This window comes from Kitasatospora sp. NPDC057223 (assembly GCF_042669755.1).
GTDB lineage: Bacteria > Actinomycetota > Actinomycetes > Streptomycetales > Streptomycetaceae > Kitasatospora.
The window spans coordinates 63,039-89,911 of sequence record NZ_JBHUWW010000010.1; the positions used below are offsets into that span (position 1 = coordinate 63,039).

Consider the following 26,873-nt stretch of genomic DNA (forward strand, 5'->3'; position numbering starts at 1 on the left):
GCGGACGGCACATCCAGTCACCTGTGGAGGGCCCCGAACATGATGCTCCTGCTCCTGGCTCTGCTGTTCCTCGCGGCCGTCGAGATCGTCTGGCTCGGCGCGCACGGACGTCACCGCGGCTCCCGTCAGCTGGTCCGGGCCGCCGCCGGCCAGGACGCGGTGGCCCGGCACCGCCGCTGACCGCCGTGGACAGCACGCAGGCAGGCGACCGCGGGCCCTGCCTGTCGTGAACGTCGGCGACGGGGACGGGGGCGGGGGCGGGGGCGGCGACGGGGACGGCCGGCCGGCCGACGCGGTGACGGTGGCTCAGTGACCGCCCTTGGGCTCGGTGCAGCCGCCCTCCAGGTAGTACCCGTGCGCCTCGACCGAGAGGACCCCGCCACCGGCCCGGCCCTCGATGCACGGGCCGGCGCCGGGCACCTCCAGCGTGAAACCGGCCGGGCCGCCGGACGCGGTCACCCTGATCGACTCCTTCGGGTAGCCGAGGGACACCAGGACGCTCTGAACGCCCGTCGCGTCCTCGGCCTTCCGGGCGCTCAGGGCGGCACGGATCCGGGCGGCGTGCGCGTCACCGCGGCACCGGGCGGGGGCGGTCAGCTGCGCGGTCTGCTTGTAGGCGTGGTTCTCGGCGTACTTGGCGGCGTCCGGGTCCAGCGAGACGGAGACGGAGGCGGCGGGGGACGGGCTCGGCGGCTCGGTAGCGGTCGCGCAGCCCTTCGCGACCTCCGGGTAGTGCTGGTCGTGCTCCGCGAGGACCTGCTGCGCCTTCTCCCCGGCGGCCTGCTTCGCCTGCTCGGCCTGTGCGGACCGGCTCGCCCCCGCGTCGGGGCCGGAGCCGGCCGTGTGCACGCTGCCGCAGCCGGTCGCGGTCAGCAGGAGGGCTGCGGCGGCCGCGAGAAGAACGCGTTTCACGGGTGGACTCCAGCACGGTCGATGAGTGATCGTCAGCATCCTGCCCCGCCGGGGAGCGTCCTGTCCTGAGTACCCGTACTCAGGTGTGGCCGCTGGTTCGGCACCGCGGGCACCGCGCGGGCTGCTCGCCGCCGTACTGGGCGTCGGGTCGGACAGTCGTGGGCCGCGTACCTCGGCAGGGACAGGCTCCGTCCGACCTCGCTGTTCGACCTGTTGACCGTTGGAGTTCGTCTTGGGGTTCGCGGTGGCGCTTGTCAGACCGCACACGGTTGGAGAAAGGAAGGAGGGCCGGCGTCGGGGTAAGGGAAAGAGGATTTCGCGGGACGAGGTTCTGGATGAGTTCTGCGAGGACGGTGAGATCTGGGCCGCTGTGCGGAGGTTGGGGCCGGACCGGTTCCCGACCCTGTTCAGGCTCGATTCGCATTCGTCCCACACTTTCGACTCGTACTGGATAGAACTCATGCTGGCGGAGATCGACAGAATCGAGGGTTCCGGGCTGACGGCAGCCGAGTCCGAGATCTTCGTGAAGCTCCGGAACATGGGGAAGTCGTGCCTTCTCGAAGGTTCCCTGGTCATGCGATTCACGGGGGACTGAGTCACGGCGGCCCTGCGAGCCGGTCAGCGCTCGTGCTCGGCAGGTGAGCGGGGAGGACAGTGAGCCGTTCGGTGCGGAGCGCCACCTCGTCGGACTCCGGGCCGGAGGGCATTGTCAGTGCCGCCTCGTAGGGTGGGAACAACGTTGGAGGGGGCGCCGGAATGGCGTCGGAACGGCGTTGAAAAGGGGTAGGGACATGTCTGCGAGCAGGATCAAGCACAAGGTCAACCACGTCTCGCTCGTGGTCGACAATTCCGGCTCGATGCGTAAGCACGAGGCGCAGCTTGTTCGCGTGGTGGACGAGTTCGTGAAGGGCCTTCAGGAGGAGTCCGACCGGCTCGGTCACGAGACCCGGATCAGTCTCTACGCTTTCGACCATGAGGTGAAGAACCTGGTCTGGGACATGGACGTCAAGCACCTGCCGTCCCTGCGCGGCCTCTACAAGGTCGACAACGGGGCGACGGCGCTGATCGAGGCCGCCGTGAAGTCCGTCGACGACCTGAAGAACATCTGGGAGGGGTACGGCGAGCACTCCTTCCTCCAGGTCGTCGTCACCGACGGCGAGGAGAACGCCTCGGGGTGTTCGGAGACCGGCCAGATGCACATCCGGATGGGCGGCCGCCAGGGCAGCGCGGTCCTGAAGACGTGGCTCGGCCGCATTCAGAGCGCCATGGACGACCTCCCCGAGCACTGGACCTCGGCGATTCTGGTCCCGAACTCCCTGGCCAAGCGCACCGCTCAGGAGTACGGCTTCCCGGCGGGCAACATCGCGATCTGGGACGCGGACTCCAGTCAGGGCGTCGAGGAGGCCATCGGCACGGTCAAGACGGCTGCCACGAGCTTCCTGCGGGGGCGCGAACAGGGCGTGCGCGGTACCAGGAACCTGTTCGCGATGGGCCAGGACCTGAGCACCGCCGAGGTGAAGGCCAGTCTGGACGCCCTGGACACCGGCAAGTACATCCTGATCCCGGTCGACCAGCAGACGCCGATCCGGGAATTCGTCACCGGCGCCGGGCACTCCTACAAGACCGGCTGCGCCTTCTACGAGCTGTCCAAGCGCGAGAAGGTCCAGGGCGGCAAGCAGCTGGCCGTGGCGGAGAAGGACCCGGCCACCGGCCGGATGACCGGCAGGGTGTTCTCCGGTCCGGCAGCCCGCCGGCTCCTCGGCCTGCCGGAGTCGGAGGTCTCGGTGAAGCCGGGCGACAACCCGGCGTACACCGTGTTCGTCCAGTCGACCTCCGTGAACCGGAAGTTGGTGACGGGTACCAAGTTGCTGGTCCTTCTGTAGCCGGGAGCGGCGTTGCACCCGCCGGGCGGCGGTCCGCAGGGGCCCGCCCGTCCGGAGGGGGCGGGCGGGCGGCCTGACGATTAATCCGTGCGACGGCTGCCCGACGAGGAGCAGGATCACTCCATGGCGGATATGCGAGGGTTCCGGGATGCGGTCACCGGCTGGGTGGCGGGCGGCCCGGGTGAGCTGGCCGGTGAGCTGGCGGTGCGGTTGTGCGTGCGCACCGCGGTGCTGTTGGAGGGGCCGAGCGACGTCGCGGCCGTCGAGGCGCTGGCCGCGCGCCACGGCCGGGACCTGGCTGCGGAGGGGGTGTGCATCGTGTCCATGGGCGGCGCGATGAACGTCGGCCGCTACGCCGGCCTCCTCGGGCCGCCGGGGTTGGGCCTGCGCCTGGCCGGACTGTGCGACGAGGGCGAGCAGAGCTTCTTCGACCGCGCCCTTGAGCGGGCCCGCGCGCCGCGCCACGGGTTCTTCGTGTGTGTGTCGGATCTGGAGGACGAACTCATCCGCGCACTGGGCGTGGCACAGGTCGAGGAGGTCGTCGAGGCCGAGGGCGATCTCCCGGCCTGGCGGACCTTCGTGCGCCAGCCGGCCCACCGGGGCCGGCAGCCGGAGGGGCAGATGCGGCGTTTCCTCGGTACCAAGAAGGGCCGCAAGATCCGCTACGGCCGTCTCCTGACCGAGGCCCTGGACCCCGGGCGGGTACCGGATCCGCTCCGCAACCTGCTCGCGGCCCTGTGACCGAAGGGCCGGCCGAGGTCGGCGGCGGTGGCTGCGACCGGCACGGTTGGCGGCCGGGATCGACGCCGCGACGGGTCATCGGGCCGGCCTGCGGTGCTGGTTCACCTGGGCACCGCTGAAGCGGCGCCCGTCCGGTGGAAGTGGGCGTCGATCAGGGCCATTGTGGCTTCCGGCTGTTCGATCTGCGGGAGGTGGCCTGCCCGGGCGACGATTTCGAGTGTGCCGTCGGCGAAGGCGTCGGCGTACGCCGCACCGTATGCCGGGGTGACGATGCGGTCGCTCTCGCCCCAGACCAGGAGGGCCGGCACCTGCACGCGCCCGAGTCGTCGAAGCAGCTTGGGGTCGTGCATGTAGGGGGCGCCCGCGAGGGTGCGCATGGTGGCCATGTTGCCCTGCCGCCGGGTGAGTTCGTCGGCCGGAAGATCGGCGGGGTCGACGTGGTACCGGTCCGGGTCGTGCCACGAGTGCTCGGCCGCCCGGCGTGCGTCGAGGGCGAAGAAGTCGGTGATCGGCTCCGTTTCGACGTGCACGCCGACAGCGTCGATCAGGACGAGTCCGGTGATGGTTCCGGCGGTGTCGCGCACCGCCATCTCGGCGGCGATCCAACCGCCGAGCGAGGAGCCGATCACCAGGACGTCGCGCAGGCGGCGGTCCTGGAGGTGGTGGAGGTAGGCGAGGGCGAGGTCGTCGATGCCGGTGAGCCATTCGGGGCGCTGGGTGCCGTTCCAGCCGGGGTGCACGGGTGTGATGGCGTGTGCGGTGCGGGCGATGTGCTGGGAGAGGCCGGCGACGGTGGCCGGGCCCCCGCCGCCGTGCAGGATCAGGACCGGCCGGCCGGCGCCGGCCTCGGACCGGGTGATGGACAGCTCGGGGTGCGTGGATGCCGCGTGATGATCGGTGGTCATGCCCCGAGAGTAACTAAATATCTTTATATAAGCTAGCTTGGTTGTGTCGTAGACTGGTCCGATGAACGGTGAGCTGCAAGAACTCGGCAGAGCAGTGAAGCAGGCCCAGTACCGGCAGCACCGGGCCCTCGACAGTGCCCTCTCGGCCGCCGGCACCACGCTGGCCCAGTGGGACGCCCTGCGTGCGATCAGCCGGACACCCGGCGCCTCGGCGCGCGAGCTGGCCGCAGCGACCTTCCAGACCGAGCAGGCCTTCGGCACGCTCGTCGGCCGACTGCTGGCCCAGGGCGTGGTCGAACGCCGGCCGGGACACGGCCGGCGCATCGCGCACCACCTGACCCCGGCCGGCGAGCAGGTCCTCGCGGCCGGCCACCGGATCGCCGACGAGGTGCTCGCCGCCTGCTTCGCCGCATTGGCCGCCCCGGACCGCGCCACCCTGCTCGGCCTGCTCCAGCGCCTCAACGCGGACGAGACCGCGTAGCCCGGGCCCGGACGCCCTCCTGCCGGGAGGGGCTCCCGCGCGCGGGGAGGTCAGGCTTCGCCGTCGAGCACGGCGGCGCTCACGGAGGACGCCCGTCCAGGGGCTTCCGACAGCCCTGGAACGTAGCTCCCGTCGCCCGGCATCCGCAGGCCGCAGGACGACGGGCACCGGCCCCGAGCGGGCCGTGGAACCGGTGCGGGCGGCGTACGGTTGGCACCCACCGGCCCGGGAAACCCGCCCGCCGGGCCCCGCCGGCGAGGGAGCCACCATGCGGTACCGCTTCGACCCCGAGCTCGCCGCCGCCCTGGCCATGTCCGTGGAGGTCGACCTCACCGACCTCGGCGCCGCCCGCGCGGCCCAGGCCGCCGAGCTGGCCGGCACCGTGGAGCGGGCCGACCACACCGGCGTCACCGTCGAGGACCTGCTCGTGCCGGGCCCGCCCGGCGCCCCCGACGTCGCGCTGCGCACCTACCGTCCGCAGGGGGTGAGCGGCCCGCTGCCCGTCCTGTGCAGCCTGCACGGCGGCGGGTTCGTCATCGGGGACCTCGATGTCGACCACGGGGACAACCTGCGGTTCTGTCGTGAGCTGGGAGTCCTCGTGGTGGCCGTCGACTACCGCCTGGCACCCGAACACCCCTACCCGGCGGCCCTGGAGGACTGCTACGCCGCACTGGAGTGGGTGGCCGGCCGCGCCGCCGCCGACGGTCTGCGGTCCGACCGGATCGCCCTGTGGGGCGACAGTGCCGGGGCCGGCCTCGCGGCCGGGCTCACCCTGCTCGCCCGCGACCGGGGCGGCCCGGCGATCTGCTTCCAGCACCTGCACAGCCCCGCCGTCGACGACCGGCAGTCCACCCCCAGCGCCCTGCGCTGCACCGACACACCCGTCTGGAACCGGGAGAACGCCCGGATCGGCTGGGACGCCTACCTCGGCCCCGGCGTGCCCGGCGGAACGGACGTCCCGCCGTACGCCGCACCGGCCCGCGCCGCCGACCTGACCGGGCTGCCGCCCGCCTACGTCGCCGTGATGGAGCACGACCCGCTGCACGACGAGGGCGTCGACTACGCCCGCGCCCTGCTGGCCGCCGGAGTGCCCACCGAACTGCACGTCTTCCCCGGCACCTTCCACGGCGCCGCGATGGTCGGCCACGCGGCCGTCGTGCGGCGGATGACGGCCGAGGCCCTCGCGGTGCTGGGCGACGCCCTCACCCGCTGAGGGCCGCCCGGTGCGGGTGCGGGCGAGGGCGCGGGGGCGCCTCAGTCCTCCACGTCGGCGCTCAGCCGCAGCGCGTACAGGGCCAGTTGGGCACGGAAGCGGCCCTGCGGCTCGTGCAGCCGCCAGCTCAGCGCGTCCTCCACGTGGGCCAGCCGGGCCGCCACCGAGCTGTGGTGCAGGTGCAGCCCGGCCGCTGCCTGCCGCAGGGAGCCGGTGCGGCAGAACGCCGCCAGCGCCGCGAGGCCCAGCGCACCGCCCTCCCGTCCGGCGAGGTCCGCCAGCGCGCGTACGTCGGGCTCGGCGCGCAGGTCCTCCACGGGGATCCGCGACAGCAACGCGACCGGCCCCAGCTCGTCGTGGTCCACCAGTGCCTCGTCCGTCCCGCCGGCGCCGGCGAAGCGCAACGCCGAGCGGGCCTGCGCCCAGGAGACCCCGGCGGCCATCGGCTCGGCGGCGCCCCCGACCCCCACCCGCACCGCCCGGGCGGACTCCCGCAGCGCGGCGCGCTCGCCCAGCACCGTCCGCAGCTCCCCGGCCGGTGACAGGCCGCCGTCCCGGGGCTGGACCAGGACGACACCCAGCCGCCCCACCCTGGCGACCCGTACCGCCCCCGCCAACGCACCCCGGCCGAGCAGCGCCACGGCCTCCACCCCGGCATCGGCCGGTCCCGACCGCTCGCCCGCCTCCAGTGTGACGGTGACCGCGACGACCCGCAGCGCCCGGTCCGGCGAGAGGCCGAGCAGCCGCAGGGCGCGGGCGCGGTCCTCGACCGCCTCACGTTCGGAGAGCACCAGTTCCACCAGGGCCGGATCGGCCACGTGCGGGGGCTCGGCGCTGCGCGGCGGACCGCCCAGCAACCGGGCGGCGATCGCCATCCACTCCAGGACCAGGTCGTCGAACGGGCCCGGCCCGCCCGGCCGTTCCAGCCAGACCCGCCCCGCGTCGCCGGGCACGGCCTCTCCCGACACCCGCTCGGGTGCCCCGGCCAGCGCCGCGCCGTCGGGCCCGTGGCGGACGATGCGCCCATCCGGCAGTTCCACCCCGGCCGGGCACTCGGCCAGGCCGGCGGTGGAGCGCGCCAGCATGCCCGGGTCCAGGGCCCCGCCGCGCAGCAGCGCCTCGAAATGGGCGATCACCCGGACGGCACTGGCGGCGTCCGGATCGAGCGCCGACAGGCGCAGCAGCAAGCCCTTCACAGGCGGAGTATAGGGACGCGCCGGGCCCGGGGACCCCGTCCGTGTCCGGATTCCGTGCCGCCGGGAGCCCGACGCGCGCCGGTCGGACGGCGGACGCCGTTGTCCCGACGCCTGTCGGATGCCTCGCGCCGCTGCGCCGTGTCACGGTGTCTGCACGGTGCCGCAGACGCCGTCCGGACCGCCCGGAGCGGCTCGCCCGCTCCTCACGACTCACCATCCTGGGACCCTTCTTGTCCACTGACCCGCGCACTCCCACGCTCGTCGCAGCGCAGCCGCTCGCCGCCGGGCCGTCCCTCGGCCTGGGCCCCGCGACGGCGGCGGCTCCCGCCGGGGCCGCCCGGACCACCGCCGCGATCGTCGACTCCACCGGGCACGGCGGTCACTCGGCGGCCCTCACCTTCGACGACGGTCCGAACCCGGTGGACACCCCCCGGCTGCTGGAGGTCCTGCGCGAGCACCGCGTCCGGGCCGTGTTCTGCCTCTGGGGCGACCACGTCCAGGAGTACCCGGAGCTGGTCCGCGCGATCGTGGCCGACGGCCACCTCCTGGGCAACCACTCCATGCACCACGACGACATGGGTGCCTGGGCCCCGGAGCGGATCCGCGCGGATCTGGAGCGGACCAGCGCCCTTTTGCGACGGGTCGCCCCCGGCGCACCGATCCGCTATTTCCGCGCCCCGTACGGGAGTTGGGGTGCCACTGCGGCGGTTGCGGCGCAGCTCGGGATGCAGCCGCTGGGCTGGCGGCTGGCGATCGCGGACTGGGAGCCGCCCGGCACCGACGAGCTCGTCCGGCGTGTGGAGGCGGGCATCACGCCCGGTGCCGTGGTGCTGCTGCACGACGGCGGCGGCGACCGCAGCCAGACGGTCGAGGCCGTCGACCGGATCATCCCCCGGCTCCGGGCCCGGGGCTGGCGCTTCGACACACCGGCCCGCCGCGGCTGACCCCGCCCGAAGCCGGGTGCAGCGCCCACCCGGCCCGGCCCCCCATGCCGGGGCCGGCGGCCCCACCCGCCGGCCCCACCCTCCCGTCCAGCAGCCGGCCCACCCGGCCGCCCCACCCGGCGGCCCCGGCTCCACCGAGAATCGAGAGAGGACAGGGACATGTACGAACGCCGTACCCCCGCCACACCCCCCACGAGGCGCCGAAAGCCGCTCCGGACGCTGCTCACGGTGCTCTTCGCCGGCGTCGCCCCGCTGATCGCGGCGCTCTTCGCCCTCGCCGTCCCGGCCACCGCCGCCCAGCTCACCGAGGTGACCGGCTTCGGCTCCAACCCGAGCAACCTGCGGATGTACGAGTACGTGCCCGCGAGCGCCCCCGCCTCGGGCGCGCCCGTCCTGGTGGCGGTGCACTACTGCACGGGTACCGGGCCGGCGTTCTTCTCCGGGACGGAGTTCGCCTCGCTGGCCGACCGCTACGGCTTCATCGTCGTGTACCCGTCGGCGACCCGAAGCGGCGGCTGTTTCGACGTCTCCTCGCCGCAGGCCCTCACGCACGACGGCGGCAGCGACCCGGTGGGGATCGTCTCGATGGTGCGCAGCGCCGTCCAGCGCCACTCCGCCGACGCCGGCCGGGTCTACGTGACCGGTGCGTCGTCCGGGGCGATGATGACCAACGTCCTGCTCGGCGACTACCCGGACGTCTTCAAGGCCGGCGCCGCCTTCATGGGCGTGCCGTTCGGCTGCTTCGCCACCACGGACGGCTCCAGCTGGAACGGTCCCTGCGCGGACGGCACCGTCAGCAGGACCCCGGCGCAGTGGGGTGACCTGGTCCGGGGCGCCTATCCGGGCTACACCGGCGCCCGGCCCCGGATGCAGGTCTGGCACGGCACCGAGGACACCACCCTGCGCTACCCGAACTTCGGCGAAGAGATCAAGCAGTGGACCAACGTCCTCGGCCTGAGCCAGACGCCCGTGCTCACCGACCACCCGCAGTCCGCCTGGACCCGGACCCGCTACGGCGCCAACACCGTCCAGGCGCCGTTCGAGGCCGTCAGCGTGCAGGGCGCCGGGCACACCCTGCCCGCCACCGGCATGGCGGCCGCGGCGATCGCCTTCCTCGGCCTGGACTCGGCCGGCCAGCCGAGCCCGTCGCCGACCAGCACTCCGCCCACCACGCCCCCGCCGACCAGCACCCCGCCCACCACGCCGCCGGTCACCACGCCCCCGGGCGGCGCCGCGTGCAGCGTCTCCTACACCACGAGCGCCTGGAACACCGGTCTCACGGCGGCCGTGACCGTGAAGAACACCGGTGCCACCCCGGTCAACGGCTGGACGCTGGCCTTCACCCTGCCCGCCGGGCAGACCATCACCTCCGGCTGGAACGCGACCTTCTCGCCCGCTTCCGGCGCCGTGAGCGCCCGGAACCTCGCCTACAACGCGGCCCTGGCACCCGGAGCCTCCACCGGCATCGGCTTCCAGGCCACCCACACCGGCAACACCGGCAAGCCGACCGCGTTCAGCCTCAACGGCTCGCCCTGCACCATCGCCTGACGCCCACCCCACGGACCGTCACGCTGCGGCGGGAGGCGACTCCCGCCGCAGTGCCGTGCGGCCCCGTGCGGCAGCCCCCGCGCGGGCCGTCCGGGTCTCCCGGGTCGGCTCAGGTGGCGGTGTGGGGGATGCGCTGCTCGGACCAGATGATCTTGCCGCTGCTGGTGTAGCGGGTGCCCCAGCGTTCACCGAGCTGGGCGACGAGGAACAGACCGCGGCCGCCCTCGTCGGTGGCGGCGGCGTGGCGCAGGTGCGGGGTGGTGCTGCTGCCGTCCGACACCTCGCAGATCAGCGAGCGGTCGCGGACCAGCCGGATGCCGATCGGGCCGGTGGCATAGCGGATGGCGTTGGTGATCAGTTCGCTGAGGATGAGTTCGGTCGCGAAGGCGAGCTGGTCCAGATTCCACAGGCTCAGCTGCCGGACGGCTCTGGCGCGGGCCTCGGCGACCGCCTCGGGCTGGGCGGGCACCTGCCAGGCGGCGATGTCCTGGGGCGCCAGCACGCGGGTGCGCGCGACGAGGAGCGCGACGTCGTCGGCCGGTTGTCCGGGCAGCAGCGCGTCGAGGACGGCCTGACAGGTTTCCTGCGGTGTGCCGTGGGTGTCCGCGAGGGCGCCGCGCAGGAGCGAGAGGCCGACGTCGATGTCTCGGGTGCGGGTCTCCACGAGCCCGTCGGTGTAGAGCACCAGCCGGCTGCCCTGGGGCAGGCTCAGTTCCGTGCTCTGGTGCGGCAGGCCGCGCAGCCCCAGGGGCGGTCCGACCGGCGTCTCCGGGATGTGCACGGTGCCGTCGGGATGGACGAGCACGGCGGGGAGGTGGCCCGCGCGGGCGAGGACGCACGTGCGGTCGGTGGGGTCGTAGACCGCGTACAGGCAGGTGGCCCCGATGATGGCGGCGCTGCCCGCGGTGGCCTCCTGGTCCTGGTCGATGCGGCTGACGAGGTCGTCGAGGTGGTTGAGGATCTCGTCGGGCGGCAGGTCCAGCGCCGAGAAGTTGTGGACGGCCGTGCGCAGGCGGCCCATGGTGGCCGCGGCGTTGAGGCCGTGGCCGACGACGTCCCCCACGACCAGGGCCACGCGGGCGCCGGGCAGCGGGATGACGTCGAACCAGTCCCCGCCCACGCCCGCGTGCGCCGGCAGGTAGCGGGAGGCGGCCTCGACGGCGCTCTGCTCGGGCAGGGCCTGCGGCAGCAGGCTGTGCTGCAGGGCGACGGCCATGGCCTGGTTGCCGGTGACGGCCGCGAGGATCTGCTCCTGACTGGTGTACTTCGCGCTGAACACGCCGTTGTTGCGCCCCAGACGCAGTACGGCGATCCGGTCGGAGACCGCCCGGATGTCGTCGAGGTTGTGGCTGATCAGAATCACGCCGTGGCCGTTCTCGCGCAGGCGCAGGACGAGTTCGAGAACGTGCGCGGCCTGTTCGACACCGAGAGCCGCGGTGGGCTCGTCCAGGATCACCAGCTTCGGTTGCCCCAGCAGGCAGCGCGCGATCGCCACGGCCTGGCGCTGCCCGCCGGAGAGCGAGGCGATGGGGATCCGAACACTGGGGATCCGGATCGACAGGCTGTCGAGGAGCACACGGGAGCGCTTCTCCATCTCCAGCTCGTCGAGAAGCCCGAACCTGCGCAGTTCGCGGCCGAGAAACAGGTTGGCCACCACATCGAGGTTGTCGCACAGCGACAGGTCCTGGTGGACGGTGGCGATCCCTAACGCCCGGGCGTCGTGCGGCCTGAGGATCCCGACCGTCCGGCCCTGCCAGGTGATGGCACCCTCGTCCGCCGGTGACACCCCTGCCAGCGCCTTGACCAGCGTCGACTTACCGGCGCCGTTGTCGCCCACCAGGCCGACCACCTCGCCTGCGGAAACCTCCAGATCAACGTGCGTCAGAGCTTGCACCGTGCCGAAACGCTTGGAGATTCCCCGCACGGACAGCAACGGACCCTCAGCCATACGACCTCCTCGCGTGCCGCTCACAGTCTGCCGTGCGGGCACGGCCAGGACGCTGCCAACGCGCCGTGCCCGCCACCCGGACGGCACCTGTTCCCCGCCCGCCACTGTTCCGCGGCTGTTCCGCCACCGTCCCGTGGCTGTGAGGCGGCATCCGTCGCAGGTCACGGCACACATCCGCGGACGCTGTCACCGGTCTTCAGGCGGCGGGGCGAAGCCGTCCCCGGCCGGGGACCGCCGACGCCGGCGGCGACTCGCACCGGCCGGCACCGGCCACCCACCGGTTGCTCAGCCCGCGGCTCCGGCCACCGTGTAGAGGCCGCGCCCGGCCCGCTGCGCCTGGCCGCCCTTGGCGAGGCGCTCCAGCCTGGTGCGGATCGCCTTGATGTTCGCGTCGACGGCATCCAGGCCCAGCAGCTCGGTCACCGCGCGGGCGCGCAGCGGGTCCGTCGCCCGGGACAGCACCGACAGGACCTCGTCCACGTCGGTCAGCCGCCGGCGGCCCGCCGCCGGGGCCTTGGCGGGCGCCGGGACGTCGGCATCGACCGCCTGCTCGGGCGCGGCCTTCCGGGGAGTGGGCACCTTCCGCTTCGATGCCTCGGGGGCGGTGTCCGGTGCGGTGGCCTTCGGCGCCGCCTTCCCGGCTGTGGCTTCCGTGGACGGCTCGGGGGTCGCGTCCTGCTCGGGCCCGGGCACGGCGGTCTTCGTCGCGGCCACCTTCGTGGCGGTCGCCTTTCCGGCGGTTGCCTTCCTGGCGGTGGCCCTCGTCGTGGTGGCCTTCGTGGTGGTCGCCTTCTTCGCGGCCGGGCGAGCGGTCGCGGCCCGTCCGGTGGTCCTGCGCGCGGGCTTCGCGGCGGGCTCGGGGGAGGCCGTCTCGGCGTCGGCCGGGCCGTCGGAGAGGCTGTCCGCCGCAGTGCTCTGGACCGGAGCCTCCCCGGCACCGGCCGCAGCCTCCTCGGCCTCGACCGCAGGCTGTGCGGTGTCCCGAGGCTCGTCCTGCCCGTCGAGGGGCGTGCCGGACAGGGCCCGCAGGCCGTCCAGGACACTCGTCATCGAGCTCTCCTGGGCGATGACGGCCGCGAGTTCCTCCTCCAGCCGCCGCCGCTGCTCCCGCACCGCGGGCAGTCGCGCCCCCAGCAGGGCGATCGTCGATTCCACACCGCTGTCCGAACCGAAGGTGCTGCTTCCCACAGGTACTCCCACCGCTTCGTCAATCACCGTTTGTAGCAACGAATCTACGGCCCCTGCGGCGTCGTGCACCTTGTTTCGCGGTAATCCACCACCACGAGCGGTCGGGCAACGCCGCCGATGCGGTATCCGCTCGCCCGTCACGTCCGGCTCTTCCGGATGTCGTACTCGTGATGCAGGATCAGTACATGACGGAGCAGCAGATCGACGAGGAGTCGCCGGCCGATGCGGCCGCCACGTACCTGGCAGGGCTCGGCGAGCGGCTGCGCGGCGACGGCTGCGTGGTGACCACGACCTCCTGGGGCGGCCATCGCGTGCTGATCGGCAGCCGTTCGGACCGCCGGGCACGGTGGCTCGGCACCAAGGTCGAGCTGTTCGTCCTCGCCGCCGCCGTTCCCGAGGTCGACCAGTCCTCGATCGCCGGGTTCACGGGGTGGGCGATGGACTACAGCAAGCACCTGCGCAGCGGTCTGCCCGGCGCCCGCAACGCGGCTTCGGTGCTGCCCGCCCTGGTCAGCGGCAGCGTCCAGCAGTCCGCTGCGGAGTGGGCCGCACTGGACGCCCGGTTCCTCGGCACGACCCTGAACGGCCGGCCGATCACGGTGCAGACGGCGGTTCCCGGTGTCGACCGGGTCAGCATGTACCGGGGCGGGGTGACGGTCGGCGGGCTGTTCACGAGGCACGTCCTGGAGAAGGCGGCGCTGTACTTTCCCTGAGACCGGACTCTCCTTGAGGCCGGCCGCCGGGGCCGGCCGTCATGGCCCCGCCGATAAGCCCTGGTCGGTCGACCGGCGGTTGCGGCATGCTGGCCTCCTACGAGGAGGGGAAGGTTCGTGATCTTCGCGCCGCCATGGCTGGGAGAACTGCTCGCCGAGGTCGAACCGTTGGCTGCTGACGATCACGTGGCGGCACTGCGCGACCCCGACTGGCTACCCGGCACCATCCGGTTGGGCCGCATCGGGCAGTCGTTCGCCGACCGGGCCGACGAGTTGACGCCGGCCCAGCGCCGGCTGGTGCTGCGGGTCCTGGAGCGGGAGCTGGCCGTCGGAAGCGAGGAGACGGTCGCCGCCATCGCCACCGGATTCTTCGAGGCCCTGCTCAACGCCTGGGACCAGGGGTTCGATCTGCGGCCGGCCTGGGAGGAGATGGGCCCCGAATCCCGGGCGCACTGCCGGGCCTGGAACAGGTTCGGTGGCATCAGGGAGCCCGGCTGGATGCGCTGAACCAGCCGGTCCGGTGACGGTCGCCGCCCTGCGCCCGCTGCACGTCCCGGCCGGGCCGGAACGGTGGATCCTGCAACTCGCCCTGCAGCAGGGCGGCAAGCGTCGCCCGCTGGTCCGGACGTACACGGTCCGGAGGTTCGGGCCGCAGGAATCGGCGTTCGCCATCGAGGGCCGCTCGACGAGATCGACGCGTCCGGCCGCTCATCGGCCCCGTCCGGACAGCCGGCGAGTCCTCGATGGCCACCGGCATCCGCCGCCACCCCGTCAGCGGGCACCACGTGCCGAAGCCCGACAGCTCCTTCCGTGGCTACTTCAGCCACCGGCGCGCCGTCCTCCGACCCCCACTCCACCGCGCACGCAACCACGTCTCCTGGGGCTCGGCTGTCGGCAGACGATCGTCCGCGCCCGACCTCGGCGACGTCGCGCGAGTGCGGTCGTGGCGTGGCCCTCCCACGAATGCATGAGGAAACGGAGCGCCGGGGCGGCCGGGCCGTTCAGGCCGGTCGGCAGGGTTCCCGCATTCGTCCGATGCCGTGTCCGGTCCGCAGGCGATTGGCTGTGCTCACCCCGCCGACGGTGACCGGCACCCGGCGGGGGCGGCGCCACCGGCAGGGCAACCCCCGGCAGTGGCGCCGCTCCTGCGGCCTTGCTCGGCCACGACGGCGGCCGGGAACTGATGAGCCGTCAACCTCCAGGCGGGGCAAAGCCGCCCGAGTCCCGGTCATCGGCAGGTCCCGTCAGTCAACCGCCGGCGCTTCCTCCGGCATCCTCAGACAGCATCGAACGATCAAGGAACGACTCATGAACCGCAATCGCAACCAAACCCGCAACCAAACCCGCAACCACACCCGTAACCGTACGAAGTTGCTGCAGGCCACCGTGGGCACCGTGGTGGCCGGGGCGCTCGTGGCCGCTACCGCCGTGCTCGGCGGTACCGCCGCGGCCGCGCCCGCCGCCGGCGAGGGGCCCCGGCCCACGATCGTCCTGGTGCACGGCGGCTTCGAGGACGCCTCCGCGTTCAGCGGCGTCGTCGAGCGGCTCCAGCGCCTCGGCTACCAGGTCGTGGCTCCGGCAAACCCGCTGCGCGGTCTGGCCGAGGACACCGCCTACCTCGCCGACGTCGTCCGTTCCGTCGGCGGGCCGGTGGTCCTGGTGGGGCACTCCTACGGGGGAATGGTCATCAGTCAGGTCGCCGCGCAGGTCCCGGACGTGCGCGCCCTGGTGTACGCGTCCGCCTTCATCCCGGCCAAGGGTGAGAGCGTGGGCGAGCTCAACTCCCTCTACCCCGGCAGTCTGCTCGGCCCCGACACCACCTCCGTGCTTCTCCACGCGACCGGCGGGCCGGAGCTCCTGGTCAAGCCGGCCGGCTTCCGTGCCGTGTTCGCCGGGGACCGCACCGCCCGGGACGCGGCGGTGGCGGCTGCCGGGCAGCGTCCGGTGGCGGCGAACACGCTCAGCGACCGGGCGGAGTACGGTGCCCCGGCGTCCGTCCCCGCCTACGCCGTCATCTCCACCGAGGACAAGGCGATCCCGCCTGCCGTCCAGGAGTTCATGGCCGACCGGGCGCACGCCAGGACCTGGCGGGTCCGCTCGGCGCACGACATCACGGCGACGCACCCGGCGCTGGTGGCCTCGGTGGTCGAGCAGGCGGCGCGGAACCCGCGCTGACCCGCCCCGCCGAACGGGCCGCCCGGTCCACGCCCCGCACGGGACGCGGACCGGGCGGCCCTTCGCCGTTCACGCCGTCGTTGCGCCGTCCGCGCCCGTCGCTCCGGCGTCCGCGCCGGTTGTCGAGGAGTCCACACCCGCCGCCGGACCGTCCATCCCCACCACCTGAAGCGTGAGTTGGACCCGCGAGGTGACACCCAGCTTGCCGAATACCGACCGCAGATGCGTACCCACGGTGCTCGGCGCCACCACGAGGCGGGCGGCTGCTGAGCGGTTGGTGTGGCCCTGGGCCACCAGCCACGCCACCTTGCGTTCGGTGGCGGTCAGCGACTCCCAGCCCGTGGCGGGCCGGGTGGCCGCCCGGCGGCCCCGGCGGCGCACTCCGGCGGTATGCAGCCGGCGCCAGACCCGTGCGGCGGGCGCCACCGCGCCCGCCTCCTCGTACCGGTTCAGGGCGTCCTCCAGCAGTGTCAGCGCGCCCGCGCGGTCCGTCGCCAGGGCGGCCCGGCCCGCCTCCTCCGACGCCCGGGCCCGCAGCAGCGGGCGAGACGACACCGCCAGGGCGCGCTGGGCCGCGTCGAAGTCGGCGGACGCCAGGCCGCGGGCCAGCGCGGCGGCCCCGGACAGGCAGCCGGCGCCCGGGTTACGGTCGGCCAGGACGTCCACCTGCCGCACGGCCTCCTCCAGCGTGGCCCGGTCGCCCGCATGGTGGGCCGAGCAGGCGGCCTCCACCAGGAACTCCTCGCGCCACGGGAGCGGCGTGTCCGCCGCCGCACGTACCAGCCGGGCGGCCGCGTCCGGCCGCCCCTCGGCGTCGGCGAGCAGGGCTGCCAGTACCGGGAGGGCCGCGCGGCCGCCTGCGGCGGCAAGTTCGGCGCGGGCGTCCGACCGCCGGTCCTGGAGCAGGGCGATCCGGCCGAGGACGTGGCGCGCCTCGGGTGCCACCGAAGGGTCGCCGATCTCCCCGGCGAGTCGCAGCGCGCGGGAGGCGGACTCCGCGGCCTGCGCCAACCGGCCTGCCCCGAGCAGCACCTGGGCCCGGCCCGCGGCCAGCCGCGCGGCGGCCCAGGAGTCCAGCCCCGGCACGCCCCCGGCCGTCTCCGTCTCGGCGAGGACTTCGTCCACTTCGCCGAGTACGGCCCGCATCACCAGTGTGCGGACCAGCAGCGGAGCGGCCGGCAGGGCGCCGGCCTCCCGGGAGCGGCCCGCACCGAGCTCCAGCGCCCGGCGGTAGCCGGCCAGTGCCTCGGCATAGCGGCCTGCGGCCTCGGCGCGCTGCGCCCGCACCGCGGCGGCGACGGCGGCGGCGACCGGGTCGGGCGCCGCCGAGTCCGGCCGGGTTTCCCCCGGGGCTTCCCCGAACGGTTCCTGCGGGCCTTCCTGCGGGCCTTCGTTGGCCCAGACCCGGTAGGCGGCCAGCCGTCGGCGCAGTGCGGACGGCGCCGAGGGCACGTCCCGGGCGAGTGCGGCGAGGTCGGCGCGGCGTCCGTCGGCCCACAGCTGGGGGGCCAGCAGCAGCCGCACCCCCGCCTCGGTCTCCGGCGCGGCCTGCGCCAGCAGGGTGGCGGCGAAGTCCTCGGCCGTGCCGAACTGCCGGGCCTGGATCAGTACGTCGACCACGTCCCGGCCGAGCGTGTCGCGCAGTCCCGCATCGTCCCCGGCGAGGTCGTACGCCTGGCGGATCAGGCCCGCGGACGTCACGGCCATGGTGTCGAGCAGTTCGAACGCCGCCCGGCGCAGTACCTCGACGGCTTCGGTGTCGCCGGGCCGCGCGCAGGCCAGCACGTGCGGGGCCGCCGGCGCGGCGGCGCCGCCGTCAGACAGCAGGCGCTCCGCCGCGCTCCGGTGCAGGTGCTGACGTACCGACGGCGGTACGTCCTCGTAGACGGCGCGGCGCAGCAGGTCGTGCCGGAACCGGACCTGTTGCCCGTCGTCGGTGAGCAGCCCGGCGGCCAGGGCCTCCTCCAGGGGCGCCAGCAGGCGTACGGCCGGCTCGGACAGCAGGTGTGCGGCGTCGGCGAGGGCGAAGGACGGGCCGAGGACGGCGCCCGCGCGCAGCAGCGACCGGCACAGCTCCGACGCGGGGGCGAGGCGGCGCCGGACTCCCGCCAGCAGACCGGGCGGCAGCCCGCCCCCGTCCGGGCCGGCGCCGCCGGCCTCCACCAGGCCCGCCACGATCTGGACGGCGAGGAAGGGGACCCCGCGGGCCTCGGAGAGCCGCATGGCGAGCTGCCGGTCGGCGGGCCCGCCGAGCCGGTCGCGGGCGACCTCCAGGACGGCTTCCTCGGTGAGCGGCCCCAGGACCAGCCGCAGCACGGGGGCGCCGCCCTCCTCGGCGGCCGAGCCGACCTGGTCGGCAGGCCCGCCGGGCACCGGCCTGCCGCAGAGCAGCAGCACGACCCGGGAGTCCGCCAGCCGGGCCGGCAGGATGCGCAGGACGAACACACTGAGCGGGTCCGCCCAGTGGACGTCGTCGAGGACGACCAGCAACGGCCGGGCGGCGGCCGCGTCCTTCAGCAGGGCGGCCAGCCGTTCGGCGAGCCACAGCGGCTGCCCGACGAGCGGCAGCAGCGCCCCGAAGCTCTCGGCGTCGAGCAGCGGCACCCGGCCGCCCGCCCGGAGCGCGAGCCCCAGGGTGGCCAGCGGGGTGGTGCGGTCACCCTCCCCGGCCGGGGCGGCGCCCACGGCGAAACCCCCGCGCTCGGCCTGTTCGCGGACGGCGCGCAGGAACGCGGTCTTGCCCATGCCGGGCTCCCCGTCGACCACGACCAGCTGCGAGCCCCCGCCCCGCGCGACCCGGCGCAGCTCGCCCAGGACGGCCTCCAGCTCGCCCGCGCGCCCGCGCAGCGTCGGCTCCACGGCCGGCCCGGCGGCCCTCGCCATCACTCACCCCCTGGTACGTCGACTGAGGTAACCACACCCCCGGCACGGTATTCCCTTCGGTCCGCCCGTCCTCCCTGGAGGAGTCCCGGGCATGCGGGACGAGGGTCGGCGGTCGGCGCGTCGGACGTTGTCCGTGAGGCGACCTCAGCCGGACTGCCCCGCCCCGACGGCCGGATGGGAACGGCACCAGCGTAGGATCTCGCGCGCGTCGGCGGAGATCGGCGCCGTTGACCGAGGAGTGGCGCGATGGCGAACGGCAGGCTTTTCCAACTTTCGGTGCTGGTGGGGACGTTGTTCGTCGTCGCGCTCGGCTTCGGAGTCGGCGGAGCGATCGAGGGCTACGGACTCGGGGTGTTGCTCACCCTGGTGTTCATGGCGCTCTGGATACCCGCCACGATGCTCGCCAAGGCGACCCTGCCCGCGAGCGCGATGCCACACGTCGAAGGCACCCAGCCGACGGCGGCAGCGCGGCAGGGGAGCTTCGACCGCCTCGCCCGGGTGCTGCGCCTGTCGCAGCCGCACACCGCCGCGCAGGATCTGGCCCGGTTCCGCCGGGGTGCCGGACTGCACCTGCTGGTGCAGTTCGAGGGCGGCGCGCGTCCCGCGCCCGGATTCCTGCTCCTTGGCCCGGACGGCCAGGGCGGTGCCCAGCTGACGTACCGTCGGATCAGCGGGAAGTCCCAGCCGCTCGCCGGGCCGGTCGCCCTGGTGTGGGAGCAGGTGGCACCGCCCGTCACCCGGCGGTACACCGATGTGATCACCGTTCGTGGCGCGCAGAGCGAACTGCGGCTGCGGATCAACGCGATGGACCTGGAGCTGCTCAGCGGCGCACTCGGCGTCGAGGCAGTCACTGCGTAGGCGCGCCGCGCGCTGCCCGGCCCCGTCCCGTGGGTGGCCGTCGTTTCGGGCCGGGTGGGATGCCGGCGCGGCCCGGGCGTGCTGGGCGTCGAGGAACGTGTGTCCGGCTGGGTAGAGGTGGTATCCGTGCCACGGATGAGGGCAAGGTGCTGCCGAGCCTGCCTGCACCTGGTGTTCCCTGCCCGCCGCCGTCCCGACCGGTGCCCTCCGCAGCCCCGGGGTCCTCGGGCCCGGATGTGCGGGACTGTCAGTCGGGGGTGCGAGGATGCCGGCCATGAGTGAGCACCGCGCTGCCATCGCCGACTACTGGGACGCGGCCTCGGCGTCCTTCGACGATGAGCCCGACCACGGTCTGCGGGCCGGGCCCACGCGCGCGGCGTGGAGGCGGCGGCTGGAGGCGTGGGTACCGGCCGGTCCCGCCGACGTCCTCGACGTCGGGTGCGGAACCGGTTCCCTGGCCCTGCTGCTGGCCGAGGCCGGGCAGCGGGTCACAGGTGTGGACCTGGCGCCGAGAATGGTCGAGCGGGCCCGGCGGAAGCTGTCGGACGCGGGCCTGCAGGGGCGGTTCCTGGTGGGTGACGCGGCCGCGCCGCCGACCGGTGACGAAATGTTCGACGTCGTGCTGTCACGGCACCTGGTCTGGACCCTGCCCGACCCGTCGGCCGCGCTGCGGGAGTGGCTGGGGCGGCTTCGGCCGGGCGGGCGGCTGGTACTCGTCGAGGGCCGGTGGCGGGTGTCCGGGCAGAGCGGCCCGCCGTACGTGGCCGGGGCGGAGGTGCTGCCCTGGAGCGGGGGGATCGGCGCGGACGACCTGGCAGCCGTCGTGCGGCCGTTCGTCACCGATCTGCGGGTCGAACCGCTCAGTGCTGACGCCGACCTGTGGGGCGGGCCGGTCGACGACGAGCGGTACGCCCTGATCGCCCGCGCCTGATCGCCCGGGGCAGGTCCGCTGCCCCCTGCCCACGGCCCCCTGCCCGCGCTCCGCCGGGCTGCCGGGTCGCCGTCGTACGGCTGTCCGGCCGGGTCAGGTCCATCGAGAGAGGATACGAGTTTGTCAGGCGCGACGACGGAGGAGTTCGGCCGGCGGATCGACCCCTACCGGTCGGAGCTCCTCGCTCACTGCTACCGGATGCTCGGCTCGTTGCACGATGCCGAGGACTTGGTCCAGGAGACCTACCTGCGGGCCTGGCGGGCGCGGGAGCAGTACGACGAGGGCAGGGCCTCGGTCCGGACCTGGTTGTACCGGATCGCCACGAACGCGTGCCTGACCGCGCTGGACGGCCGCAGCCGCCGACCACTGCCGTCCGGTCTGGTCGAACCGAGCGACCCCGGCCGGCCACTGGTCTTCGGCGCGGACGTCACCTGGCTGCAGCCGTTCCCGGACGCGTGGGTCTCGCATGCCGATCCGGCGGCTGCGCTGGCCGCCCGGGGCAGCCTGCGGCTCGCCTTCGTCGCCGCGATGCAGGTGCTCTCGGCCCGTCAGCGTGCGGTGCTGATCCTGCGTGAGGTGCTCGACTTCCCGGCCGCCGAGACCGCGCGGATCCTCGACACCACGACGGCGGCCGTGAACAGCGCGCTGCAGCGGGCCCGCGCCCGGCTCGGCGAGGCCGGGATGTCCGAGGCACGGATCGAGGAGCCGTCCGAGGCGGAGCGGCGCGTGATGGTCGACCGGTACGTGGAGGCGTTCCTGAGGGCCGATGTGGCCGCGATCAAGCGGCTGTTGACCGACGACGTGCTGATGGAGATGCCGCCGATGGTCAACTGGTTCGTCGGCCGGGAGGCCTACGGGCGGTTCATGGAGTGGGTCTTCGCGAAGGCCGGCACCGACTGGCGGGTGCTCCCTGTCTCGGCGAACGGGCAGCCCGCGGTGGCCGCCTACGTGCGCGGGGCGGGTGGGGCCTACGAGATGCACACGCTGCAGGTGTTCACGGTCACGGCGGAGGGGATCAGTCGCAACTCGGTGTTCCAGGACGTCGAGATCTTCGCCGCGTTCGGGTTGGCGCCCGAGCTCCAGGGCTGAGGGGCGCCAACCCGAGGGGGCCGGTCAGCCCGCGCTGGCCGGGCTGTTGTGGTAGGCCGCGACCAGCCAACCGCGGTCACGCCGTTCGAACACCCAGGTCGCGTTGACGATGCGGTCGGCCGGCACCTCGGTCTCGCCGGGGAGGAGGATGCCGCTCTCACTGACCACGACCGCGGCGTCGGCGCCGAGGAAGCGGAGCCGGCCGACCCGGTTCGTGGTCGTCGAGCCCTTGAGGAAGCCGGCGAAGCCGTCGGCCATGTTCCGGCGGATCTCCTCCCGGCCGCCGCGGTGGCTGCCGGGCAGGATCGCGCTGGCGTCCTCGGCGTAGGCCGCGACGAAGGCGTCGGCGTCGCCGGAGTCCCACGCGTGGTAGATGCCCGCCAGTACGGCGTGGATGGCCGCCTCGTCGGCTGCTCGGGACTCGTCGGTGGTCGTGGTCGTGGTTACGGGCATGGCCGCGGTCGTGCTCCGGTGGGTGGTCATGGTCTGCTCCTCGTCGGTCTGCGTCTGCGGGCCCTTCGGCGGGCCCACGAGTACATACCGGGCCGACTGCCGGAACTCATCGCACCGGGGAACACGAATCGTCTGTTCCGGGCCTTCGCCCGTCTACGGCACCAGGACGACCTTGCCGACGACGGTGCCGGACTCGGCGAGGGCCACCGCTCGGCCGACTTCGGTGAGCGGGAGGCGTGCGGCGACCTGAGGGGTCAGCTCCCGGTCGGCGAGGAGCGTGAAGACCTGGGTCAGGTCGGCGCGCAGCTTGGTACGGAAGGCACCGAGCCGGCGTCGGCCGGCCCAGATGTTGTAGAAGTGGGCGCCCTTGCCGTTGGGCAGGGCGTTCCAGAGCATCAGGCGGGCGAACAGCTTGAGGACGGGGGCCTTCGAGGAGCCCTGGGCGTCCCGGGTCGAGGCGGTGCCGTAGGAGACGAGGGTTCCCCCGGCGGCCAGCAGGCGGTAGGAGGTGATGATGCCCTCGCCTCCCACATGGTCGAACACGGCGTCGTAGCCCTGCGGGGCGTGTGCGCGCAACCGGTCGTGCAGGTCGGGGGCCCGGTAGTCGACGGGGGTCGCGCCCAGGGACCGGACGGCGTCGTGGTGCCTGGCCGATGCGGTGCCGACGACCCGGGCGCCGGCGATGCGGGCGAGCTGCACGAGGGTCGAGCCGACGCCGCCGTTGGCCCCGTGCACGAGGACCCTCTGTCCGGGGCGGATCTTCGCGAGGCGGTGCAGCATCTGCCAGGCGGTGATGCCGTTGACCACGAAGGTCTCCGCGTCGGCGGAGTCGACGGAGCCGGGCACCTCGGTCAGGTCGCCGGCGTCGACGGTGACGTGGCTGGCCCAGGCCCCGGTCTTGGTCAGGACCGCGAAGCGCCGCCCCAGCACGTCACGGGGGACGCCCTCTCCCACGTCGACGGCCTGCCCGATGACGTCGTAGCCGGGGACGAACGGGAAGGGCGGTTGGTCGTAGTACTTGCCGCGACGCATCTGCTGCTCGGCGAACGAGATTCCGGCGGCCTCCATCGCCAGCACCACCTGCCCCGGACCGGCCGGTCGGGCGGGCCGGACGCGCAGCTGGATGCCGTCCGGGTCCACGATGCCGGGCAGCACCGCCTCGGTGACGGTGGAGGGCACGGGCGACACGACGTCCGCCGGGCGGGGCTGGGAGGCGGCGGCGGGAGTGCGGTCCTGGGCGTCGTTCATGGGGATGCTCCTCATCAGGGGTCGGCCGACGGTGCGGCAGACGGGATCCGATCGATACAAGAATGCGTGATTGATCACTCACTCTTTGCTGCGCGAAGGGCTGGGGCCGCAGTCGTTGGCCCATTGGTGTTGGCCCATTGGTACTTGGTCGAGAGGGTTGTCGCAAGAAGGCTGGTGGCGGCCGTCTTGTGTGAGTACTCAATCACTCACACTTTTTCGTGTCAAGGGCAGGCTCTCCGGCCGCTCGGGTCCGGCTCGACGGGCGTCACCCATCGCCGTCGCCCGTCGCCGTCGCGGTCACCCGGCGGACGCCGGTCCGCCCTCCGCTGCTTCCTGGAAGCTGACGATGGCCTCGCCGTTCGACCTCGCCCAGTCCGTCAGGACGGCGATCGGCTCGACAAGGGTCAGGCCGAGCTCGGTCAGGCTGTACTCGACCCGTGGAGGTGCTTCGGCGTACGCGCGGCGCTCGACGAGGCCGTAGCCCTGGAGCTTGCGCAAGGTCTGGGTGAGCACCTTGCGCGAGATGCCGCCGACGAGATCGACGAGTTCACCGTGCCGGCACGGTCTGCGGCTGAGCGCGAACAGGACGACGACGGCCCACTTGTTGGTGATGACCTCGATGGCCAGCCGGGCCGGGCAGTCGGCGAGGTAGACGTTGCCCGCTGAGTCGCGCATGAGCCGAAGGGTACCAAAAGGTACCTGTCGGCTCAGTAGCGTCCTGTTCATGAGTTCACCGCGAAAGAAGACCTTCGTACTTGTCCATGGCGCCTGGCACAACGGGCGCGCCTGGGACCGGGTGGTTCCCCTGCTGACCGGGGCCGGGCACCGGGTGTTCGCCCCCTCGCTCACCGGCCACGGCGAGAAGCAGCACCTGCTCGGCCCGGAGGTGGGACTCGACACCCACGTCGCCGACGTCGTCGGTCTCCTCGTCGGGGAGGACCTCGCCGACGTGGTGCTGGTCGGCCACAGCTACGCCGGGATGGTCATATCCGCAGTGGCCGACCGGGTGCCCGACCGTCTCGCCGGCCTGGTCTATCTCGACGCCATGGTTCCGGCCGACGGCGAGTCCGTGCTCGACGTCATGCCCCTGACCCGGCACCTGCTCGACCTCGCCGCCGGTTCCGACGCCCCCTGGCGTGTCCCGCCTCTGCCGGAGGGGCCGGCACCCGTCGGCCTGTTCGGGGTCACCGACCCGGCGGACGCGGCCTGGCTGCGCACGATTCTCTCGGACGAGTCGGCGCGCTGCTTCGAGCAGCCGGTCCGGCTGGACAACCCGGCCGCGGCCGCCGTCCACCGGACGCACATCCACTGCGTCGGCAGCACGCCCGAGGGCGTCGCCCGCCGCCCCGTTCCCGCGACCCAGCCCAACGGCACCCCGTCGCAGGTCTGGGAACTGCAGAGCGGCCACGACTGCATGATCACCGTGCCGGACCGCTTGGCCGAACTGCTGCTGAAGGCCGGCTGACCCGGCCGCCCGGCAGGCCCGGGAAGCGTCCGATCCGGAGACGTCCGGCCTGCCGGGCGGCGCAGGTGTTCGGTCACGGGGCGCGCTCGCCCGGTCACCCCCGGCTTCGCGCAGATCCGGCCGACGCGGGGCTTCCGTCACCGCCCCGACGCGGCGCGGTGACGGAAGCCTCCGGTAGGCTGCCGCCGGAACGGGGTGGAGGAGGTCAGGGATGAGGAGCGCACGTGCTGTGCCGACCCTCGATCCGCTCGAAACCGGCGATCACGTCTGCTGGCTGGTCGATCCGGAGGACGACTTCACCGGCACGGCCCGCGCCTTCGCCGCGGACGGCGCCCTCTTCGGTGACAAGGTGCTGGTCATCGGAGCGCCCGAGACCCGCTGGCTGCTGGGCGGTGTGGCGCAGGGCACCGTCGTCGATCCCGCGGTCGAGCGGGCGGCCGGAGCCGGGTGGGACGCGGCGATGATGCTCGGGGTGGTGCGCCGCGAGGCGGACACCGCCTGCCGGGAGGGCTTCCGTGCCCTGCGGGTGCTGGCACGGATGGACCGCGTGTGGCCCGCCGGGGCGAGCCCGCAGGAGATCGCCCGGCACGAACTCGGGCTGGACGACCTGGTGTCCTCCGGGACGGCCGTCGTCGTCTGCGCCTACCACCGGGACAGCTTCCACACCGAATCCATCCAGCAGGCCTCCGGTGTACATCCGCAGCAACTGGGCATGCGAACGTTGATGCCAGATTTTCGGATGTTCAGCGCGGGAACGGACTGCTGGAAAGTGAGTGGCGTGGTGGACTCGGAAGGCGCCGCGACATTCCGGACGGCCCTCGGCGAACTCGTCGCCCGATCTGCCACCGTGCGACTGCAATGCGAGGACCTGGACCTGATGGACGCCGCAGGCATGCGAGCCCTTGCCGAAGTGGCGCGGGAAGACCCCAGCCGCAGGATCGTGGTGGAGAGCGCCAACGAAACGTTCCGGCGGTGCTGGTCGCTGCTGGGGTACGACGCCCCGCAGATTCCGGTGGAGCTGGCGCCATGAACGACAGCGGCACCACGACCGCCGGGACGGACGGGAGCGACTCCGCCTTCCGGCACGAGCTGTACCCGTACGACGGCGACGCGCAGTTCCTCACCGGCGCCATGTCCTTCATCCAGGACGCCCACGCCGGCAGCGAGCTGGTCCTGGTGTCGGTGGCCGAACCCAAGGAACGCATGCTGCGCACCGAGCTGGAGGGCACCGACGCGGCGGCCGGCGTCTCCTTCCTCGACGTTGCGGCGCTCGGCCGCAACCCCGGGCGGCTGATCCCCGCCTGGCGGGACTGGCTCGCCAAGCACGCGGCCGAGGGCCACTCGATCCGCGGGATCAGCGAGTCCCCGTGGAGTGACCGCTCCGCCGCGGAGAGTGGCGAACTCCACTACCACGAGTGGCTGCTCAACCTCGCGTTCACGCAGTCGCCCGCCTGGTGGCTGCTCTGTCCCTACGACACCGCCGCACTGGAGCCCACCGTGCTGGAAGCGGCCGGACGCTGCCACCCCCTGCTCCTCAACGAGGGCGCCCACGGACCGAACAGCGCCTTCGTCGACGAGCCCTACGCCTTCGCCGAGCTGACCTCCCCGTGCGACCCCTACGAGGAGCTCTCCTACCAGCAGGGCGGGCTGGCGGCCGTGCGGGCCAAGATCACGGCCTGCGCGACCGAGCACGGCCTGGACGGCGCGCGCCTTCGCGAGCTGCTGACCGCGGCCTCCGAGGTCGCCGCCAACAGCATCAAGTACGGCGGCGGGCGGGGCACGCTGCGTACCTGGGTGGAGGGCCGTGACCTGATCTGCGAGTTCCACGACTCCGGTCACATCGAGGACCCCCTGGTCGGCCGGACGAGGCCGACCATCGACCAGGTCGGCGGCCGCGGCCTCTGGCTGGTCCAGCAGCTCTGCGACCTCGTCCAGATCCGCTCCACCCCCGAGGCCGGCACCACCATCAGGCTGCACACCGCGCTGTCCTGACGGCCCGTCACGCCCGAACGCTCCGCCCGACGAGGGGCTGTGCAAGCTGTTGGACGGGGGACGCGGGAGCTCGTACGGGATCCGCGAGGGCTCATCCACGGTCGGAA

26 protein-coding genes are annotated in these 26,873 nt (G+C 73.5%); 17 read left to right on the top strand and 9 right to left on the bottom strand.

Going from position 1 to position 26,873, the window contains the following annotated elements; all coding sequences use genetic code 11:
* Positions 1-39 precede the first annotated feature (39 nt).
* The gene (locus tag ACFUK0_RS06545; RefSeq protein ID WP_380246944.1) at positions 40-180 is read left to right on the top strand and encodes a hypothetical protein; all 141 of its coding nucleotides are present in this window, start codon (positions 40-42) and stop codon (positions 178-180) included.
* A gap of 126 nt (positions 181-306) precedes the next feature.
* Here the strand turns inward: ACFUK0_RS06545 and ACFUK0_RS06550 are convergent, their stop codons facing one another.
* Positions 307-912, bottom strand: a complete 606-nt coding sequence (locus tag ACFUK0_RS06550) for a hypothetical protein (protein ID WP_380246945.1) — start codon at positions 910-912, stop codon at positions 307-309.
* Positions 913-1,132: 220 nt separating this feature from the next.
* Between ACFUK0_RS06550 and ACFUK0_RS06555 the strand changes: the two genes are divergently transcribed.
* From ACFUK0_RS06555 to ACFUK0_RS06565, 3 genes are all read left to right on the top strand, one after another.
* The gene (locus tag ACFUK0_RS06555) at positions 1,133-1,507 is read left to right on the top strand and encodes a hypothetical protein (RefSeq protein WP_380246946.1); all 375 of its coding nucleotides are present in this window, start codon (positions 1,133-1,135) and stop codon (positions 1,505-1,507) included.
* 196 nt (positions 1,508-1,703) lie between these two features.
* Positions 1,704-2,795: a vWA domain-containing protein gene (locus ACFUK0_RS06560; protein WP_380246947.1), complete on the top strand. Its 1,092-nt coding sequence runs from the start codon at positions 1,704-1,706 to the stop codon at positions 2,793-2,795.
* 123 nt (positions 2,796-2,918) lie between these two features.
* Positions 2,919-3,536, top strand: a complete 618-nt coding sequence (locus ACFUK0_RS06565; protein ID WP_380246948.1) for a TOPRIM nucleotidyl transferase/hydrolase domain-containing protein — start codon at positions 2,919-2,921, stop codon at positions 3,534-3,536.
* A gap of 101 nt (positions 3,537-3,637) precedes the next feature.
* On the opposite strand, the gene ACFUK0_RS06570 is transcribed toward ACFUK0_RS06565, so the two are convergent.
* Positions 3,638-4,441, bottom strand: a complete 804-nt coding sequence (locus ACFUK0_RS06570; RefSeq protein ID WP_380246949.1) for an alpha/beta fold hydrolase — start codon at positions 4,439-4,441, stop codon at positions 3,638-3,640.
* A gap of 61 nt (positions 4,442-4,502) precedes the next feature.
* Here ACFUK0_RS06570 and ACFUK0_RS06575 point away from each other — a divergent pair, with 61 nt between their 5' ends.
* Together ACFUK0_RS06575 and ACFUK0_RS06580 are read left to right on the top strand one after the other, a co-directional pair.
* Positions 4,503-4,922, top strand: coding sequence for a MarR family winged helix-turn-helix transcriptional regulator (locus ACFUK0_RS06575; protein WP_380246950.1), 420 nt, complete (start codon positions 4,503-4,505; stop codon positions 4,920-4,922).
* 268 nt (positions 4,923-5,190) lie between these two features.
* Positions 5,191-6,135, top strand: a complete 945-nt coding sequence (locus ACFUK0_RS06580; protein ID WP_380246951.1) for an alpha/beta hydrolase — start codon at positions 5,191-5,193, stop codon at positions 6,133-6,135.
* Between the two features lie 41 nt (positions 6,136-6,176).
* Here ACFUK0_RS06580 and ACFUK0_RS06585 read toward each other — a convergent pair whose 3' ends face one another.
* Entirely contained in the window at positions 6,177-7,331 is a 1,155-nt protein-coding gene (locus ACFUK0_RS06585; RefSeq protein ID WP_380246952.1) for a PucR family transcriptional regulator, read from the bottom strand.
* Positions 7,332-7,561: 230 nt separating this feature from the next.
* Between ACFUK0_RS06585 and ACFUK0_RS06590 the strand changes: the two genes are divergently transcribed.
* Entirely contained in the window at positions 7,562-8,275 is a 714-nt protein-coding gene (locus ACFUK0_RS06590) for a polysaccharide deacetylase family protein (RefSeq protein ID WP_380246953.1), read from the top strand.
* 159 nt (positions 8,276-8,434) lie between these two features.
* Positions 8,435-9,823 carry a PHB depolymerase family esterase gene (locus ACFUK0_RS06595; protein WP_380246954.1) on the top strand — a complete coding sequence of 463 codons (1,389 nt, stop codon included), beginning with the start codon at positions 8,435-8,437 and terminating at the stop codon, positions 9,821-9,823.
* 109 nt (positions 9,824-9,932) lie between these two features.
* Here the strand turns inward: ACFUK0_RS06595 and ACFUK0_RS06600 are convergent, their stop codons facing one another.
* A complete protein-coding gene (locus ACFUK0_RS06600; protein ID WP_380246955.1) occupies positions 9,933-11,945 on the bottom strand; it encodes a SpoIIE family protein phosphatase in 2,013 nt (670 codons plus the stop codon).
* Positions 11,946-12,056: 111 nt separating this feature from the next.
* A complete protein-coding gene (locus tag ACFUK0_RS06605; protein ID WP_380246956.1) occupies positions 12,057-12,959 on the bottom strand; it encodes a hypothetical protein in 903 nt (300 codons plus the stop codon).
* A 185-nt stretch (positions 12,960-13,144) separates the two neighbouring features.
* On the opposite strand from ACFUK0_RS06605, the gene ACFUK0_RS06610 reads away from it, so the two are divergent.
* From ACFUK0_RS06610 to ACFUK0_RS06620, 3 genes are all read left to right on the top strand, one after another.
* Positions 13,145-13,672 carry a hypothetical protein gene (locus ACFUK0_RS06610; RefSeq protein WP_380246957.1) on the top strand — a complete coding sequence of 176 codons (528 nt, stop codon included), beginning with the start codon at positions 13,145-13,147 and terminating at the stop codon, positions 13,670-13,672.
* A 117-nt stretch (positions 13,673-13,789) separates the two neighbouring features.
* On the top strand, positions 13,790-14,179 hold the full coding sequence (locus ACFUK0_RS06615) for a hypothetical protein (RefSeq protein ID WP_380246958.1): 390 nt from the start codon (positions 13,790-13,792) through the stop codon (positions 14,177-14,179).
* 801 nt (positions 14,180-14,980) lie between these two features.
* Positions 14,981-15,847: an alpha/beta fold hydrolase gene (locus ACFUK0_RS06620; protein ID WP_380246959.1), complete on the top strand. Its 867-nt coding sequence runs from the start codon at positions 14,981-14,983 to the stop codon at positions 15,845-15,847.
* A gap of 69 nt (positions 15,848-15,916) precedes the next feature.
* Here the strand turns inward: ACFUK0_RS06620 and ACFUK0_RS06625 are convergent, their stop codons facing one another.
* Positions 15,917-18,730, bottom strand: a complete 2,814-nt coding sequence (locus ACFUK0_RS06625) for an AAA family ATPase (protein WP_380246960.1) — start codon at positions 18,728-18,730, stop codon at positions 15,917-15,919.
* Positions 18,731-18,976: 246 nt separating this feature from the next.
* On the opposite strand from ACFUK0_RS06625, the gene ACFUK0_RS06630 reads away from it, so the two are divergent.
* The 3 genes from ACFUK0_RS06630 (at position 18,977) to ACFUK0_RS06640 (ending at position 21,608) form a co-directional block, all read left to right on the top strand.
* Complete coding sequence (locus tag ACFUK0_RS06630; RefSeq protein WP_380246961.1) at positions 18,977-19,588, top strand: hypothetical protein; 612 nt, start codon at positions 18,977-18,979, stop codon at positions 19,586-19,588.
* A 274-nt stretch (positions 19,589-19,862) separates the two neighbouring features.
* Positions 19,863-20,519, top strand: coding sequence for a class I SAM-dependent methyltransferase (locus ACFUK0_RS06635; RefSeq protein WP_380246962.1), 657 nt, complete (start codon positions 19,863-19,865; stop codon positions 20,517-20,519).
* 120 nt (positions 20,520-20,639) lie between these two features.
* The gene (locus ACFUK0_RS06640) at positions 20,640-21,608 is read left to right on the top strand and encodes a sigma-70 family RNA polymerase sigma factor (RefSeq protein ID WP_380246963.1); all 969 of its coding nucleotides are present in this window, start codon (positions 20,640-20,642) and stop codon (positions 21,606-21,608) included.
* A 24-nt stretch (positions 21,609-21,632) separates the two neighbouring features.
* Here ACFUK0_RS06640 and ACFUK0_RS06645 read toward each other — a convergent pair whose 3' ends face one another.
* From ACFUK0_RS06645 to ACFUK0_RS06655, 3 genes are all read right to left on the bottom strand, one after another.
* Positions 21,633-22,091, bottom strand: a complete 459-nt coding sequence (locus tag ACFUK0_RS06645) for an SgcJ/EcaC family oxidoreductase (protein WP_380246964.1) — start codon at positions 22,089-22,091, stop codon at positions 21,633-21,635.
* Between the two features lie 123 nt (positions 22,092-22,214).
* Positions 22,215-23,309 (bottom strand): medium chain dehydrogenase/reductase family protein, encoded by a 1,095-nt coding sequence (locus ACFUK0_RS06650; protein WP_380246965.1) that lies wholly within the window; start codon positions 23,307-23,309, stop codon positions 22,215-22,217.
* A 297-nt stretch (positions 23,310-23,606) separates the two neighbouring features.
* The gene (locus ACFUK0_RS06655) at positions 23,607-23,984 is read right to left on the bottom strand and encodes a winged helix-turn-helix transcriptional regulator (RefSeq protein WP_380246966.1); all 378 of its coding nucleotides are present in this window, start codon (positions 23,982-23,984) and stop codon (positions 23,607-23,609) included.
* Positions 23,985-24,033: 49 nt separating this feature from the next.
* Here ACFUK0_RS06655 and ACFUK0_RS06660 point away from each other — a divergent pair, with 49 nt between their 5' ends.
* The 3 genes from ACFUK0_RS06660 to ACFUK0_RS06670 all read left to right on the top strand — a co-directional run bounded on the left by ACFUK0_RS06660 (position 24,034) and on the right by ACFUK0_RS06670 (position 26,766).
* On the top strand, positions 24,034-24,774 hold the full coding sequence (locus ACFUK0_RS06660) for an alpha/beta fold hydrolase (protein ID WP_380246967.1): 741 nt from the start codon (positions 24,034-24,036) through the stop codon (positions 24,772-24,774).
* Between the two features lie 229 nt (positions 24,775-25,003).
* Complete coding sequence (locus ACFUK0_RS06665; protein ID WP_380246968.1) at positions 25,004-25,804, top strand: MEDS domain-containing protein; 801 nt, start codon at positions 25,004-25,006, stop codon at positions 25,802-25,804.
* Positions 25,801-26,766: an anti-sigma factor RsbA family regulatory protein gene (locus ACFUK0_RS06670; protein WP_380246969.1), complete on the top strand. Its 966-nt coding sequence runs from the start codon at positions 25,801-25,803 to the stop codon at positions 26,764-26,766. The genes ACFUK0_RS06665 and ACFUK0_RS06670 overlap by 4 nt, the downstream gene beginning before the upstream one ends.
* Positions 26,767-26,873: the final 107 nt, after the last annotated feature.